Source organism: Acidovorax sp. GW821-FHT09B03, from assembly GCF_059418305.1.
This window is the reverse complement of the sequence record NZ_JBWKPP010000008.1, coordinates 123,693-138,062: the sequence shown is the minus strand read 5'-3', so window position 1 is coordinate 138,062 and position 14,370 is coordinate 123,693. Positions and strand designations below refer to the sequence as shown.

15 protein-coding genes and 1 tRNA gene are annotated in these 14,370 nt (G+C 67.7%); 7 read left to right on the top strand and 9 right to left on the bottom strand.

Going from position 1 to position 14,370, the window contains the following annotated elements:
- Positions 1-14 precede the first annotated feature (14 nt).
- The 5 genes from rpsK to AC07PA_RS16465 all read left to right on the top strand — a co-directional run bounded on the left by rpsK (position 15) and on the right by AC07PA_RS16465 (position 2,915).
- Complete coding sequence (gene rpsK / locus AC07PA_RS16485) at positions 15-419, top strand: 30S ribosomal protein S11 (protein ID WP_005793662.1); 405 nt, start codon at positions 15-17, stop codon at positions 417-419.
- A gap of 90 nt (positions 420-509) precedes the next feature.
- Positions 510-1,133 carry a 30S ribosomal protein S4 gene (gene rpsD, locus AC07PA_RS16480; RefSeq protein WP_007861733.1) on the top strand — a complete coding sequence of 208 codons (624 nt, stop codon included), beginning with the start codon at positions 510-512 and terminating at the stop codon, positions 1,131-1,133.
- A gap of 116 nt (positions 1,134-1,249) precedes the next feature.
- Positions 1,250-2,242 (top strand): DNA-directed RNA polymerase subunit alpha, encoded by a 993-nt coding sequence (locus AC07PA_RS16475; RefSeq protein ID WP_007861735.1) that lies wholly within the window; start codon positions 1,250-1,252, stop codon positions 2,240-2,242.
- 177 nt (positions 2,243-2,419) lie between these two features.
- Entirely contained in the window at positions 2,420-2,818 is a 399-nt protein-coding gene (gene rplQ / locus AC07PA_RS16470) for a 50S ribosomal protein L17 (RefSeq protein WP_145697098.1), read from the top strand.
- A 20-nt stretch (positions 2,819-2,838) separates the two neighbouring features.
- Positions 2,839-2,915 (top strand) — tRNA-Met (locus tag AC07PA_RS16465).
- Positions 2,916-3,050: 135 nt separating this feature from the next.
- Here the strand turns inward: AC07PA_RS16465 and AC07PA_RS16460 are convergent.
- From AC07PA_RS16460 to AC07PA_RS16420, 9 genes are all read right to left on the bottom strand, one after another.
- Entirely contained in the window at positions 3,051-3,446 is a 396-nt protein-coding gene (locus AC07PA_RS16460; protein ID WP_007861738.1) for a tautomerase family protein, read from the bottom strand.
- A gap of 125 nt (positions 3,447-3,571) precedes the next feature.
- Complete coding sequence (locus tag AC07PA_RS16455; RefSeq protein WP_494606864.1) at positions 3,572-5,044, bottom strand: N-acyl-D-amino-acid deacylase family protein; 1,473 nt, start codon at positions 5,042-5,044, stop codon at positions 3,572-3,574.
- Positions 5,044-6,009 (bottom strand): MurR/RpiR family transcriptional regulator, encoded by a 966-nt coding sequence (locus AC07PA_RS16450; protein WP_492807936.1) that lies wholly within the window; start codon positions 6,007-6,009, stop codon positions 5,044-5,046. The genes AC07PA_RS16455 and AC07PA_RS16450 overlap by 1 nt, the downstream gene beginning before the upstream one ends.
- A 15-nt stretch (positions 6,010-6,024) precedes the next feature.
- Entirely contained in the window at positions 6,025-7,314 is a 1,290-nt protein-coding gene (locus AC07PA_RS16445) for an amino acid deaminase (RefSeq protein ID WP_494606866.1), read from the bottom strand.
- 42 nt (positions 7,315-7,356) lie between these two features.
- Positions 7,357-8,349: an oligopeptide/dipeptide ABC transporter ATP-binding protein gene (locus tag AC07PA_RS16440; protein ID WP_199234340.1), complete on the bottom strand. Its 993-nt coding sequence runs from the start codon at positions 8,347-8,349 to the stop codon at positions 7,357-7,359.
- Positions 8,346-9,398, bottom strand: a complete 1,053-nt coding sequence (locus AC07PA_RS16435) for an ABC transporter ATP-binding protein (protein ID WP_007849591.1) — start codon at positions 9,396-9,398, stop codon at positions 8,346-8,348. The genes AC07PA_RS16440 and AC07PA_RS16435 overlap by 4 nt, the downstream gene beginning before the upstream one ends.
- A gap of 61 nt (positions 9,399-9,459) precedes the next feature.
- A complete protein-coding gene (locus tag AC07PA_RS16430) occupies positions 9,460-10,329 on the bottom strand; it encodes an ABC transporter permease (RefSeq protein WP_007849605.1) in 870 nt (289 codons plus the stop codon).
- 1 nt (position 10,330) lies between these two features.
- Entirely contained in the window at positions 10,331-11,278 is a 948-nt protein-coding gene (locus tag AC07PA_RS16425; protein WP_007849607.1) for an ABC transporter permease, read from the bottom strand.
- 27 nt (positions 11,279-11,305) lie between these two features.
- Complete coding sequence (locus AC07PA_RS16420; RefSeq protein WP_218341253.1) at positions 11,306-12,904, bottom strand: ABC transporter substrate-binding protein; 1,599 nt, start codon at positions 12,902-12,904, stop codon at positions 11,306-11,308.
- Positions 12,905-13,015: 111 nt separating this feature from the next.
- On the opposite strand from AC07PA_RS16420, the gene AC07PA_RS16415 reads away from it, so the two are divergent.
- Positions 13,016-13,408, top strand: coding sequence for a RidA family protein (locus AC07PA_RS16415; protein ID WP_007849612.1), 393 nt, complete (start codon positions 13,016-13,018; stop codon positions 13,406-13,408).
- Positions 13,401-14,354, top strand: coding sequence for a sugar kinase (locus AC07PA_RS16410; protein ID WP_494606869.1), 954 nt, complete (start codon positions 13,401-13,403; stop codon positions 14,352-14,354). Before AC07PA_RS16415 ends, AC07PA_RS16410 begins: the two co-directional genes overlap by 8 nt.
- The last annotated feature ends 16 nt before the right edge of the window (positions 14,355-14,370 follow it).

The following is a 14,370-nucleotide window of genomic DNA, read 5'->3' as shown; positions in this document are numbered from 1 at the left end:
ATTGAAAGATCAATATGGCCAAGTCTCCAGCCAATAACGCAGCACAGCGCGTTCGCAAGAAGGTTCGCAAGAACGTGTCGGACGGCATTGCCCACGTGCATGCTTCGTTCAACAACACGATCATCACGATCACGGACCGCCAGGGCAACGCCCTGTCGTGGGCCTCGTCGGGTGGCCAGGGGTTCAAGGGCTCGCGCAAGTCCACGCCTTTCGCAGCCCAGGTGGCTTCGGAAGTGGCTGGCCGCGCCGCCATCGACCAAGGCATCAAGAACCTGGACGTCGAGATCAAGGGCCCAGGTCCTGGTCGCGAATCCTCGGTGCGCGCACTGGGTGCCCTGGGCATCCGCATCACGTCGATCTCCGACGTGACGCCGGTCCCGCACAACGGCTGCCGCCCTCAAAAGCGCCGTCGTATCTAATTTTCACAAGCCCACCGCCGCCTGCGTACGCGAGAGCGACACAGGCGGCTCCCGCAATGGTTTGCGGTAGATGACATAAAGGAAGTTCAAGTGGCACGTTACCTCGGCCCCAAGGCCAAACTCTCCCGCCGTGAAGGCACCGACCTGTTCCTCAAGAGCGCCCGTCGCTCCATTGCGGACAAGTGCAAGTTCGACTCCAAGCCTGGTCAGCACGGCCGCACCTCCGGTGCCCGCACGTCCGACTACGGCCTGCAGCTGCGCGAAAAGCAGAAGGTCAAGCGCATGTACGGCATCCTGGAAAAGCAGTTCCGCCGCTACTTCGAGACCGCTGACAGCCGCAAGGGCAACACCGGTGCCAACCTGCTGTTCCTGCTGGAATCGCGTCTGGACAACGTCGTGTACCGCATGGGCTTCGGCTCCACGCGTGCAGAAGCCCGCCAGCTGGTGTCGCACTGCGCCATCACGGTGAACGGCAAGCCCGTCAACATCCCTTCGTACCTGGTCAAGGTCGGTGATGTCGTGGCCGTGCGCGAAAAGTCCAAGAAGCAGAACCGCATCGTCGAAGCTCTGCAACTGGCTGCACAGGTCGGTATCCCCGCCTGGGTGGACGTCAATGCCGACAAGGCAGAAGGCGTGTTCAAGAAGGTGCCTGACCGCGACGAATTCGGTGCCGACATCAACGAATCGCTGATCGTTGAGTTGTACTCGCGCTAATCGCTAGTTCGAATCACATTTCGAAAAAACCGTACCTGAACCGCGAGGCATCGCGGTTTAGGCGCTTCACCAGCCTTACCGGTGTAACGAGCTGGGGGTATTGAGAGGAAGTCTGAATGCAAACCAATTTGCTGAAACCCAAGGCGATCAATGTCGAGCAGCTTGGCCACAATCGTGCCAAGGTCGCGCTGGAGCCGTTCGAGCGTGGCTATGGCCACACGCTGGGCAACGCCATTCGGCGCGTCCTGCTCTCGTCCATGGTGGGTTACGCAGCGACGGAAGTCACCATTGCAGGCGTTCTGCACGAGTACTCGTCCATCGATGGCGTTCAAGAAGATGTGGTCAACATCCTCCTGAACCTCAAGGGCGTGGTGTTCAAGCTGCACAACCGTGACGAAGTCACGTTGAGCCTGCGCAAGGATGGTGAAGGCGTGGTCACCGCGCGCGACATCCAGACGCCCCACGACGTCGAGATCGTCAACCCCGACCACGTGATCGCCACGCTGTCGGCTGGTGGCAAGCTGGACATGCAGATCAAGGTGGAGAAGGGCCGCGGCTACGTGCCGGGCAACCTGCGCCGCTATGCCGACGAATCGACCAAGTCGATTGGCCGCATCGTGCTGGACGCATCGTTCTCCCCCGTGAAGCGCGTGAGCTACACCGTGGAAAGCGCCCGCGTGGAACAGCGCACCGACCTGGACAAGCTGGTCGTCGAGATCGAGACCAACGGTGCCATCACGGCCGAAGACGCCGTGCGCGCCTCGGCCAAGATCCTCGTGGAACAGCTGGCAGTGTTCGCACAGCTGGAAGGCGGCGAGCTGGCTGCGTTCGACGCACCTGCAGGCCCCCGCGGCAATGCCACGTTCGATCCGATCCTGCTGCGTCCTGTGGACGAGCTGGAACTGACCGTGCGTTCCGCCAACTGCCTGAAGGCCGAGAACATCTACTACATCGGTGACCTGATCCAGCGCACCGAGAACGAGCTGCTCAAGACGCCTAACCTGGGTCGCAAGTCGCTCAACGAAATCAAGGAAGTGCTCGCATCGCGTGGTCTCACGCTGGGCATGAAGCTTGAGAACTGGCCACCAGCCGGTCTGGACAAGCGTTAAACAAACGCTATAATCCCGAGTTCCCCAGAAAATGGGGAACCCGAATTTGGGTCCTCCGCAAGGGGGACTTTTCGTTCCTGTAGCAGGGATTCATTTCTGCGGCAGGAAACAGTGCCTCGGACAGTACCTGATACGGCTGGCCCGATTTAATTACATAGACAGTAGAAGGAAAGCACCATGCGCCACGGTCACGGCCTCCGCAAACTCAATCGCACCAGCTCGCACCGCCTTGCGATGCTGCAGAACATGATGAACTCGATCATCGAGCACGAAGTCATCAAGACCACCGTTCCCAAGGCCAAGGAACTGCGCCGCGTGATCGAACCCATGATCACCCTGGCCAAGGTCGACACCGTCGCCAACCGCCGCCTGGCATTCAACCGCCTGCGCGACCGCGACAGCGTCACCAAGCTGTTCAATGACCTGGGCCCCCGCTTCAATGCGCGTCCCGGTGGCTACACCCGCATCCTGAAGATGGGTTTCCGCGTTGGCGACAATGCGCCCATGGCCCTGGTTGAATTGGTCGACCGTGCTGAAGAAAAAACTGAAAATTCTTCGGCCGCAGCCGCTGAATAAGGTATATAATTCAATCTTGCCGCGCGATGGAGCAGTCTGGTAGCTCGTTGGGCTCATAACCCAAAGGTCGGAGGTTCAAATCCTCCTCGCGCAACCAATATTGCAAAAAGCCCACTTTCGAGTGGGCTTTTTTGTTTTTGGGGTGTTTTCTTGTCCAGGCGGCTCAGGGCCCTGGGTCTGGACCCTGCATCCAAAGGCCTGCCCCTGCGGGGACGGGGCCCGCAGGCGACACTCACTGGGGATGCTGGTGCCGGAACTCCTGCGTCTTGCCGCCGTAGCCATAGGCCGTGGCGCGCACGTCCTGCACATAGATGTAGCTTTCCTCGTGCAGCTCGCCCAGCAGGCCCTGGAAGGCCGCAAACACCTCGGCGATATAACGTGCCTTCTCGGCCTTGGTATTGGTCTCGTCGACGACCTTGATGTCGAGGTAGACGCTCTTCTTGCCCTGGGCGGCCAGGCTGCTGCCGCCCACGATCCAGTCCTCAGGGTGCACATAGGAAACGGTCACCGCCGTGATCTGGGGGTTCTTGCCCAGGATGCGGGTGGTCAGATCGAGCAGCGTGTCCGAGATGCGCTGCGACAGGGCCGCCGAGCGTTCGGCAGAGACTTTGACGTTGATGATGGGCATGGAAAACTCCTGGTCAGTGGATGGGTTGGTAGGTGCCTCCACTGTAGTTTTCGACCCGGTTTCCGGACACGGCGCCCGGCGGGAAGCGGCTTTGCAACGGCTGCAAAGCCCGCTTGGGGCGTGTCTCAGGCGGGCAGGGTAGCCTGCCGGCGGATGAAGCGCCCGGCACGTGCCCCGGTGGCGCGGCCTTCTGCGGTGTAGCTCAGCACGCCGTTCACCCAGACCTGCTCGATGCCTTCGCTGAACTGCACGGGCTTCTCGTAGCTCGCGGTATCGCGCACGCGCGCCGGGTCGAACACCACCACGTCGGCCATGTGGCCTGCAGCCAGGCGGCCCCGCTCGCCGATGCGAAAGCGCTGCGCCGACAGGCCGGTCATCTTGTGGATGGCCTCTTCGAGCCGCAGCAGGCCCTTCTCGCGCCAGTAGCAGGCCAGCACGCGCGGGAAGGCGCCCCACAGCCGGGGGTGGGGGCGCTCGTCGTGCGGCAGCCCGTCCGAGCCGATCATGGCCAGGGGGTGCGCAATCACGCGCTCCACATCGTCCTCGCGCATCTGGAAGTAGCAGGCGCCGCCGGGTTGCAGCCGGTCGCACGCCGCCTGTTCGGTCGTGTCCCATTCCCGCGCGATGTCCTTGAGGTAACGGCCCACCATTTCGGGATGGGGCTGGCTGCCGGTGATCAGGATGTCGATCACGCCGTCGACCAGGTCGGTGCGCAGCACCGTCGAGCCCGCGGTGTAGGGGTACACATCCAGGCTGATGGGCTGGCCCTGGGCGAGTGACTCGATCAGCGGCAGCGTCTCGCGCGTGCGGCCCCAGTTCGAGGCGCCGGCGCACTTGTGGTGCGACAGCACCAGCGGCAGGCCGGCCTGGCGCGCCGTGAGCGCGGCCTCCTGCAGCGCCGGCAAAATGCCGGCCAGCTCGTCGCGGATATGGGTCGCGTACACGCCGCCATTGCGCGCGGCCACGCTGGCCAGCTCGGTCAGCTCGGTGAGGTCGGCCGCATAGGCTTCCTTGTAGAACACGCCGGACGACAGGCCCAGGGCGCCCGCATCCATGGCCTCCTGCATGTCGGCGGCCATGGCAGCGCGTTCGCTGGCCGTGGCCGCGCGCCCCAGCTCGGGCAGGTGGCGCATGCGCAGGGCCGTATGGCCCAGCAGCGCAGCCACGTTCACGCCGGGCTGCGCGGCATCCACGGCGCGTGCGTAGTCGGCCATGCGCGCGTGGCGGAACTGGCGCTGGCCCAGCAGCGACAGCGGCGCCGCCGGTGCATCCGTCACCATGGGGGTCAGCGAGATGCCGCAGTTGCCCACGATCACCGTGGTCACGCCCTGCGACAGCTTGGGCAGCATGTCGGGCGCGTCGATGGCGGCCGCATCGTCGTGCGTGTGCACATCGATGAAGCCGGGTGCGATCACGCGGTCCGTGCAGTCGATGGTCTGTAGCTCCAGGCCGGCGAACAAGGCCGGGTCGATGGCGCCGGGCGCGGCCAGCGCCACGATGCGCTCGCCTGCCAGCAGCAGGTCGCCCACCCATCCGGGGCGGTCGGTGCCGTCGATGATGGTTCCGTTCTTCAGCAGGGTTGCTTGCGTTGCTGCCATCAATTGTCTTTCTGGCCCGGCTTGTGCATGCCCGGGCCGTGGTCCATGGCGCCCGAATACTCGGCGCTGTCGAATCCGTGTTTGTGCAAAAGCTGCTTGAACTGCTGCAGGCCCCGCGTGGCCACCGGCCCCAGCTGCTGCGCCAGGCGCACCATGAGGATCTCGATCACCACCAGGTGGGCCAGGTAGGCCTCGGTGCCCACGCGCATCACCGCATCCTGCGGCACCGACACGGCCAGCACCAGGTCGGCCGTCTCGGCCAGCGGCGTACCGGGCTGGGTCAGCGCGATCACCGTGGCGCCCTGCGAGCGGGCGAAACGCGCCGCCTCCACCGTGTAGGGCATGCGCCCCACGTGCGACACCACGAAAGCCACGCCCTCGGGACCCAGGGTGCTGGCCGAGACCAGTTGCTGGTGCGCGTCGAAGATCGCGTTGGCCGTGAGGCCCAGGCGGAACAGCCGGCTCTGCAGCTCGCTGGCCGTGAAGGTCGATGCCGCACCCACCGAGTAGCAGTCGATGCGCCGCGCCTTGGCGAGCTTGGCGGCCACCTGGTCGATCACGTCCACGTCGATGCGCCGGCCCAGCTCGGTCAGCGAGGAGACGGCCGCATGGATGATCTTGCTGGAGACGTCCTGCGCCGTGTCCTCGGCCAGCACGCTGCGGTGCAGGTAGGAGCCCGAGACCGCCAGGTCCTGCGCCAGCGCCAGCATGAACTCGCGCACCGAGTCGTAGCCGAAGCTGCGGCAGGTGCGCACGATGGTCGGCATGGACACGCCCGCCTGCTGCGCCAGCTGCTCCACCGTGGCCGCCACGGCAGCGCGCGGGTCTTCGAGCACGGCACGCACCACGCTGCGCTGCGCATCGGGCAGGCTGTCCTGGCGCTCGCGCAGTTGCTGCAGCAATCCCGGCGTGGGGCTGGGCGGCTGGGTGGAGGACGATGGCGAAGGAGGCAGGCTGCTGTTCATGCGCTTCTCCGCGTCTCAGAACCGGGTGCTGATGGCACCCGTGATGGCGCCATCGTCTTCCACCAGCGGCATCCAGCGCCACTTGTCGAAGGTGGTGCAGGGGTGCGAGATACCCAGCGCCACGCGGTCGCCCACACGGGGCGCAGCGGCGTCGCCGGCTGCGGCATCGAAGCGCAGGTAGGCATGCTGGTCGTTCAAGGCGCTCACGCTCCAGCCGGCCGGGGCGGCCGCCGCCGAGCGTTCGCCGCGCCGCGCCAGTTGCACCGGGATGGGCATCTCCAGGTCGTAGGAGATGTCGCGGCGCCCGCAGGTCAGCAGGGCCAGGCCCGGCTCCGGCACCGACTGCACCATGGCCCAGACCGTAAGGGCCGGGCGCAGCGAGGCATCGAGCCCTTCACGCTGCTCCACGTTCTTGAGGAAGCGCGCGTAGTTGCCATGGTCGTGCGTCACATAGCAGCCCGAGCGCAGCACGCCCTCCACGGGGCGCGACAGGCCCTGGGCCTGCAGCAGCGGCACCACCAGGTCGAACACGGCCGAGCCGCCCGCGGTGAGCAGGATGCGGTCCTGTGCGAACAGGTGCCCTGCATCGCAGGCGCGTGCCACCTCCATCACGCGGCGCACCAGGGCCGTCACCTCGCGGGCGTCTTGCTCGTTGTCGCAGCGCGCCACGCCGCCCTCATAGCATTCGATGCCATCGAACTGCACGGCCTGCGACGCCGCCAGCGCACGCGCCAGGGCCAGTGCCTCGTCCAGCGTGCGGCAGCCGGTGCGCTGGCCGGGGATGCCCATCTCCAGCAGCACGTTGAACACACGGGCACTGCCGCGGCGCTGCTTCCAGTCCTCCACCAGTGCGAGCTGCGCCAGCGAATCGACAAGGAACCACACCGTGAGATCGGCGTGGCGGGCCAGCAGTGCATCGAGCGCATCCAGGTCGGTATCGCAGACCACCTGGTTGGCGATGATGATGCGGCGCGCACCGGCTTGCACCCCCACCGCGACCTGGAAGGCCGTGGCGAAGGTCAGGCCCCAGGCACCGCCCGCCAGCTGCTGTGCAAAGAGCTGGGGCGACATGGTGGTCTTGCCGTGCGGCGCCAGGGCGATGCCCTTGCGCTTGGCAAAATCCTGCATCCAGGCCAGGTTGTGCGCCAGCGCCGTGCGGCTGAGCACTGCCAGCGGGAAAGCCAGGTCGTCGGCCAGCACATTCCAGCCGCGTGCGGCGATCTCGCTGGCGCGGCAGGGCGCCGCCGCGATGGGAAAGCTCTTGCTGGTGGCGTCCAGGGTGAAGTCAGTGGTGGTGTTCGTCATGTCGTTTCGTCATGTTGGAGGGACGCAGCGGGGCTGCGCCGGTCAGATGTCGTCGCGCCAGCAGGCCTTCCAGTGCTCGGTGCCCACGGGGCGCAGGGCCATGTCGGCGCTGGCGCATTCGGCCACCGCATGCGGGCAGCGCGTGCGGAACACGCAGCCCGAGGGCGGATTGGCGGGGCTGGGCAGGTCGCCCTGCAGCAGGGGGATGGTACGCCGCTGCGCCGGGTCGGGGATGGGGGCCGCGGCCAGCAGGGCGCGCGTGTAGGGATGGGCTGGCCGCGCATACAGCGCGCTGGTGGGCGCGATCTCCATCACGCGGCCCAGGTACAGCACCACCACGCGGTCGCACAGGTACTCCACCACGTCCAGGTCGTGCGAGATGAACAGCAAGGTCAGGCCCAGCTGCTGCTTGAGGTCGCCCAGCAGGTTCACCACCTGCGCCTGGATCGACACGTCCAGCGCCGACAGCGGCTCGTCCGCCACGATGAAGTTCGGCTGCACTGCCAGCGCGCGCGCAATGCCGATGCGCTGGCGCTGCCCACCCGAGAACTCGTGCGGAAAGCGGTCCGCATGCTCGGGCCTGAGGCCCACCTGCGTGAGCAGCTCGTGGATGCGCGGCAGGCGTGCCGCACCGCGCGCCTGGCGGTGCGTGTCCAGCGCCTCGCCCAGCACCTCGCGGATGCGCATGCGCGGGTTCAGGCTGGCGTACGGGTCCTGGAAGATGATCTGGATCTTCGAGCGCAGCGGGCGGAACTGGCCCTGGCTCATTCCGGCCAGGTCCTGCCCGCCAGCGTCGCTGCCGTGGTACAGCATCTGGCCCGCCGTCGGGTCCACCAGGCGCGTCAGCAGGCGGCCGATGGTGCTCTTGCCCGAGCCCGACTCGCCCACCAGGCCCAGGGTCTCGCCGCGCCGGATGGCAAAGCTCACGTCGTCCACCGCGCGCACCGGGTGCGGGCCGCTGCCGAAGTACTTGCGCAGGCCGCGCACCTCGATGAGGTTGTCGCCCGGGGTCGGGGCCATGGCCACGGCGTTCATGCGCTCACCTCCTGCTGCGCCTGCTCGCCCACACGGATGCAGCGCACCCGCCGGCCGGCCTCGGTGGCACTGCCGTCGGACAGGGCCGGCATGCGCGCATCGCAGGCCGCGATGCGGCGCTCGCAGCGCGGCGCAAAGGCGCAGCCCGGCGGCGGCGCGAGCGGGCTCGACACCTGGCCCGGTATGGCCACCAGGCGCGGGCGCTGCCCGGCCACCGCGACCGCATGGCGCCTGGCCACGCCGGGCAGGCAGGCCAGCAGGCCGCGCGTGTAGGGGTGCTCGGGCTGCGCGAACAGGTCGTGCACCGGGGCCGACTCGACGATGCGGCCGGCGTACATCACGGCCACCGCGTCGGCGTACTGCGCCACCACGCCCAGGTTGTGGGTCACGAACAGCATGCTCATGCCCGTCTCCTTCTGCAGCCGGCCCATGAGGGCCAGGATCTGCGCCTGGATGGTCACGTCCAGCGCGGTGGTCGGCTCGTCGGCGATCAGCAGCGTGGGGTTGCAGGCCATGGCCAGCGCAATCATCACGCGCTGGCGCATGCCGCCCGAGAGCTGGTGCGGGTACTCGTGCACGCGCTGCTTGGCGGCCGGTATCTCCACCAGCTCCAGCATGCGCTGGGCATGGGCCAGTGCAGCGCGGCGGTCGAGCTTGAGGTGCAGGCGCACCGATTCGGCGATCTGCTCGCCCACGGTCAGCACCGGGTTCAGGCTGGTCATGGGCTCCTGGAAGATCATCGCGATCTCGTTGCCGCGCAGCGCCCGGCGCTCGGCCTCGGGCAGGGCCAGCAGGTCCACGCGCCGGCCGTCGCGCCGGGTGAACCAGGCCTGGCCACTGACCTGGGCCTGCGAGGTCTTGGCGTGCAGGCCCATCAGCGTCAGGCTGGTGACGGACTTGCCCGAGCCCGACTCCCCGACCAGCGCCAGCGTCTGGCCCGGGTGGATGGCAAAGGACACGTCGGCCACGCTCTGGATGCGGCCGGCGTCGGTGGCGAACGAGGTGGACAGGCCCTGCACTTCGAGCCGGGCAGCCGTGGGGGTGGTCATGGGGTGGGTGCCTTCGTAACGCGCTCGCCAGGGGCGGGCGCTTGCGTGGGTCGGTGAAAGCTCATGCGGCCTTCTTGAGCTTGGGGTCGAGCAGGTCGCGCACGCCGTCGCCCAGCATCTGCAGCGACAGGGCGGTGAACACGATGGCCAGGCCCGGGTAGAGAATCGTCCAGAACGCGCGGTCGGCCGATTCCAGGCTGCCCGCGATCATGGTGCCCCAGGTGGGGATGTCGGGCGGCACGCCCACGCCCAGGAAGGACAGGCCCGCCTCGGCCAGGATGGCATAGGCGAAGATGAAGGTCACCTGCACCAGGATGGGCGAGACCAGGTTGGGCAGGATGTGCTTGAGCAGGATGCGCGGCGTGCGCACGCCCAGGGCGCGCGCGGCGTCCACGAACAGCAGCTCGCGCAGCACCAGGGTGCTGGCCCGCACCACGCGCGCCACGCGCGGCGTGTAGACGATGACCAGCGCCAGCATCACGTTCCACAGCGAGGCCCCCAGGATGGACACCAGGGCGATGCCCAGCAAGATGTCGGGGAAGGACATCATCGCGTCCACCACGCGCATCAGCGGCGCGTCCAGCCGCCGGAAGAAGCCCGCGAACATGCCCAGCAGCGTGCCGAACAGCACCGCGCCCGCGGCCGTGAGCCCGCCGATCAGCAGCGAATAGCGTGCGCCGTGCACGATGCGCAGCATCACGTCGCGCCCGAGCTCGTCGGTGCCGGCCCAGTGCGCGGCCGAGGGCGCGTTCAGGCGCTCGCTGATCGAGATGGCGTTGGGGTCGGCGTCCGACACCCAGGGGAACACCGTGGCCACCGCGACCACCAGGGCCAGCACGATGGCCGAGGCCAGCACCACCTTGCGTGCGAACAGGCGGCGTGCCAGTGGCAGCCAGTAGTCCTTGAGATTGCGAATCAGGCCTTGCACCATGTCACTTGCCCTCCAGCCGGATGCGTGGGTCGACCAGCGTGTACAGGAAGTCGATGGCCAGGTTGATGAATACATAGATGGCCGCTATGACCAGCAGCGTGCCCTGGATCACCGGGTAGTCACGGCGCAGCACGGCGCGCACCACCAGATTGCCCACGCCGGGCAGGTTGAACACCGTCTCGGTCACCACCGTGCCGCCGATCATCAGCGCCAGTGTCAGGCCCAGCACCGTGACGATGGGCACCAGCGCATTGCGCAGCACGTGCTTGACCATCACCGTGCCTTCGGCCAGGCCCTTGGCGCGTGCCGTGCGCACGTAGTCCTCGCCCAGGATGTCGAGCATCGAGGCGCGTGTGAAGCGGATGATCAGCGCCGAGTTCAGCAGCCCCAGCACCAGCGCCGGCAGCAGCAGGTGCGACAGGCGCTCGGCCAGCGGCGAGGCCGGGTCGCCATAGCCCGAGGCCGGGAACCAGCCGAGCTTGACCGCGAACAGCTGGATCAGGATCAGCCCGAGCCAGAAGCTGGGCACGCTGGCGCCCAGCATGGCCACGCCGCTCAGGGCCTGGTCACCGGGGCTGCCGCGCCAGATGGCGGCCGCCATGCCGCAGGGGATGCCGATCAGCGCCGCGATGCCCACCGCGAACAGCGCCAGGAACAGCGTGGGCTCGGCGCGCTCGAGCAGCGCCTGCGCCACCGGGCGCTGCAGAAAGATGGACTGGCCCAGGTTGCCCTGCAGCAGCTCGCCCACCCAGAGCACGAACTGCGTGGGCAGGGGCTTGTCCAGCCCGTACTGCACGCGCGCCGCGGCGATGTCCTCGGCCGTGGCCTGCTCACCCAGCAGCAGCGCCACCGGGTCGCCCGAGGCCAGGCGCGTGAGCGCGAACACCAGCACCGCGACAAGGGCCAGCACCACCAGGGCGCCGCCCAGGCGGGTCATCAGAAAACGCATGGCAACGAACCTTCGTGCAGTGGGGGCTTACTTGGCCAGGCCCGTGTTCCAGAAGAACGGCCAGATCGCCGGCGTGTAGCCTTCCAGCTTGGCCGAGCGCGCCGAGAGGCCGTTGAACTTGCCGACCTCGATGAAGGGCACTTCGTCGTACACCACCTGCTGCACGGCACCCCACAGCGGGCCGCGCTTGGCGACATTGGTCTCCTGGTTGAAGGCCGTGAGCGTGGCCTTCTTGGCGGGCGAATCCCACCAGCCCGGCGCGCCGTCACCGAGCTGCGGCGGCGAGAGCATGGGCTCGGGGAACAGGCCCGAGTGCGTGAAGTACACGTCCCACAGCTTGGCATCGTTGCGCCGCTGCACCAGCGTGGCCCAGTCCACCACCTGCAGTTCGGTCTTGAAGCCGGCCTTCTTGAGCTGCTCGGCCATCACCAGCGCCATGTTGTAGTGGAACTCGTACTGCCGGCTGGCCATGATGCGCACCGGCTGGCCGTTGTAGCCGGCCTTGGCCGCCTGGTCCTTGGCGGCCTGCGGGTTGCGCTCGTTGTACAGCTTGCCGCCCGCATCCGAGTAGTAGGGCGTGCCCTTGGGGAAGAAGTTGGGCTCCACCACGAAGAAGCGGTTGTCGCCAAAGCCCGCAGCCAGCAGCTCGCCCGAGCCCACGGCCGTCTGCACCGCGCGGCGCAGCGGCTGCGCGGCCAGCACGCCTTCCTTGGTGTTGAAGACGATGTAGGGGAAACCGAAGTTCTTGGTCACGATGGGCACCACGGCCGGGGCACCCTTGTCGATGCGGCTGGCCGCTTCCACGGGCAGCAGGTCGGCGTACTGGAACTGGCCCGACAGGGCGCCCTCCACGCGGGTGTTGGCGTTGGGCACGGGCACGAAGCGCAGTTCGTCGAGCAGGGCCTCGCGGCGGCCGGCATAGCCGCTCGGGGCCTCCTTGCGGGCGCTGTAGGTGTCGTGGCGCACCAGCACCGTGAACTGGTCGGGGCGGCGCTCCTTGAACTTGTAGGGACCGGTGCCGATGAAATCCTTGAGCTGCGGCGCGATGCTCTCCTTGGCCATGATGGCGGCCATGCCGCTGGGCAGCGCCAGCTGGGCCAACAGCGGTGCATAGGGCGCCTTGAGCTTGAGCTCCACCGACAGCGGGCCCTTGGCGGTGAGCGAGGCCACCTCCTTGCCCACGGCCTTGCCGCGCGGCGACAGCTCCATCCAGCGCTGCAGCGAGGCCACCACGTCGTCGGCATTCAGGTCGCGGCCGTTGTGCAGCTTCACTTCCTTGCGCAGGGCGATGGTGTAGGTCAGGCCGTCCTTGGACACGGAGGGCAGGCCCTCGGCCAGCATGGGCGCCACGGCCCAGTTCGCGTCGAAGGTGTACAGCGGCTCGTAGACGTGCTGCATGATGGTGCCGACTAGGTCGGCCGTGCTCACCATGGGGTCCAGCCCCTGGGGCTCGCCGACCATGGCCAGGTTGGCGGCGCCCCCCTTGGCGGGGGCGGCCAGGGCGGGCTGGCCCGACCCCAGGGCCACGAGCACGGCAGCACTTGCTGCCAGGCCCAGAACGCTGCGCCTGGCGGCCTGAACAGGCCTTCCGGGCGTCAACCAATCACGGATGGATGAGGATTGCATCGTGGCTCCATAAGTAATAACATTACATTTTTAATCGTAGATGACTCGTTTGTGAAAGTCAAACGGGTTTTTTCCGATGATTTATGTAAATTCATTACACAAGGAGCTTGCATGAGCCATGTAGAACTGCTGGGCCAGTCCCCCATCGCATCCGACCGCCAGGCGCGTCCCCTGTCGCCCGCTACGCGCGCTGGCGACTTCGTCTTCGTCTCGGGCCAGGTGCCCACGGACGACCAGGGCCAGGTTATCGTCGGCGGCATTGAGGCCCAGACGCGCCAGGTGTTCCAGCGCGTCAAGGACGCCCTGGCGCTGGCCGACTGCACCCTGGCCGATGTGGCCAAGGTCAGCGTCTGGCTGGCCGATGCGCGCGATTTCGGCAGCTTCAACCGCGTCTACATGGAGTGCTTCGGCGAGCACCGGCCGGCCCGCTCCACGGTGGAGTCGCGCCTCATGATCGACGCCAAGGTCGAGATCGACGTCACCGCCTACAAGCCCCGTGCCTGAGCGTTCCACCACCTCCGTGGGCAAGACCTTCGACGTGGCCGCGCTCGGCGAGGCCATGGTCGAGTTCAACCAGGTCCACCCCGGCCAGCCGCAGTACCTGCGCGGCTTCGGCGGCGACACCAGCAATGCCGCCATTGCGGCGGCACGGGCCGGCGCGCGCGTGGCCTACCTCACGCGCATCGGGCAGGACAGCTTCGGCCAGGCGCTCACCGCGCTGTGGCGCGCCGAGGGCGTGGACACCCGCGCCGTGCAGAGCGACGGCGAGCACCCCACCGGCATCTACTTCGTCTCGCATGGAGCGGCCGGGCACGAGTTCAGCTACCTGCGCGCAGGGTCGGCCGCGAGCCGCATGGCGCCGCAGTGGCTGGCCGGCGAGCCCACGGCCGTGCTGCAGGCGGCCCGCATCCTGCACCTGTCGGGCATTTCGCTGGCCATCTCGCCGCAGGCCTGCGACACGGCCTTCGAGGCCATGCTTCTCGCGCGCGAGGCCGGCACCCTGGTGGCCTTCGACTCCAACCTGCGCCTCAAGCTCTGGCCGCTGGCGCGGGCCCAGGCCTGCATCGCTCAGGCCGTGGCGCTGTGCGACATCTTCCTGCCCAGCCTGGAGGACATGCAGGCCCTGACCGGCCTGTCCGATCCCGACGCCATCGTCGACTGGGGCCATGCGCGTGGCGCGGCCACCGTGGTGCTCAAGCTCGGTGCCGAGGGGGCCCTGGCCAGCGACGGCCAGCGCAGGGAGCGCATCGTCGGCCTGCGCGTCACGCCCGTGGACGCCACCGGTGCCGGAGACTGCTTCTGCGGCAACCTGCTGGCCCGCCTGGCCCAGGGTGACGACGTGTTCGCGGCGGCGCGCTATGCCAATGCCGCGGCGGCGCTGGCCGTGCAGGGCTATGGCGCCGTGGCGCCCCTGCCGTACGCGCGCCAGGTGCAGGTGACGACCGCCTAGGATCGGCGGGGCAGGG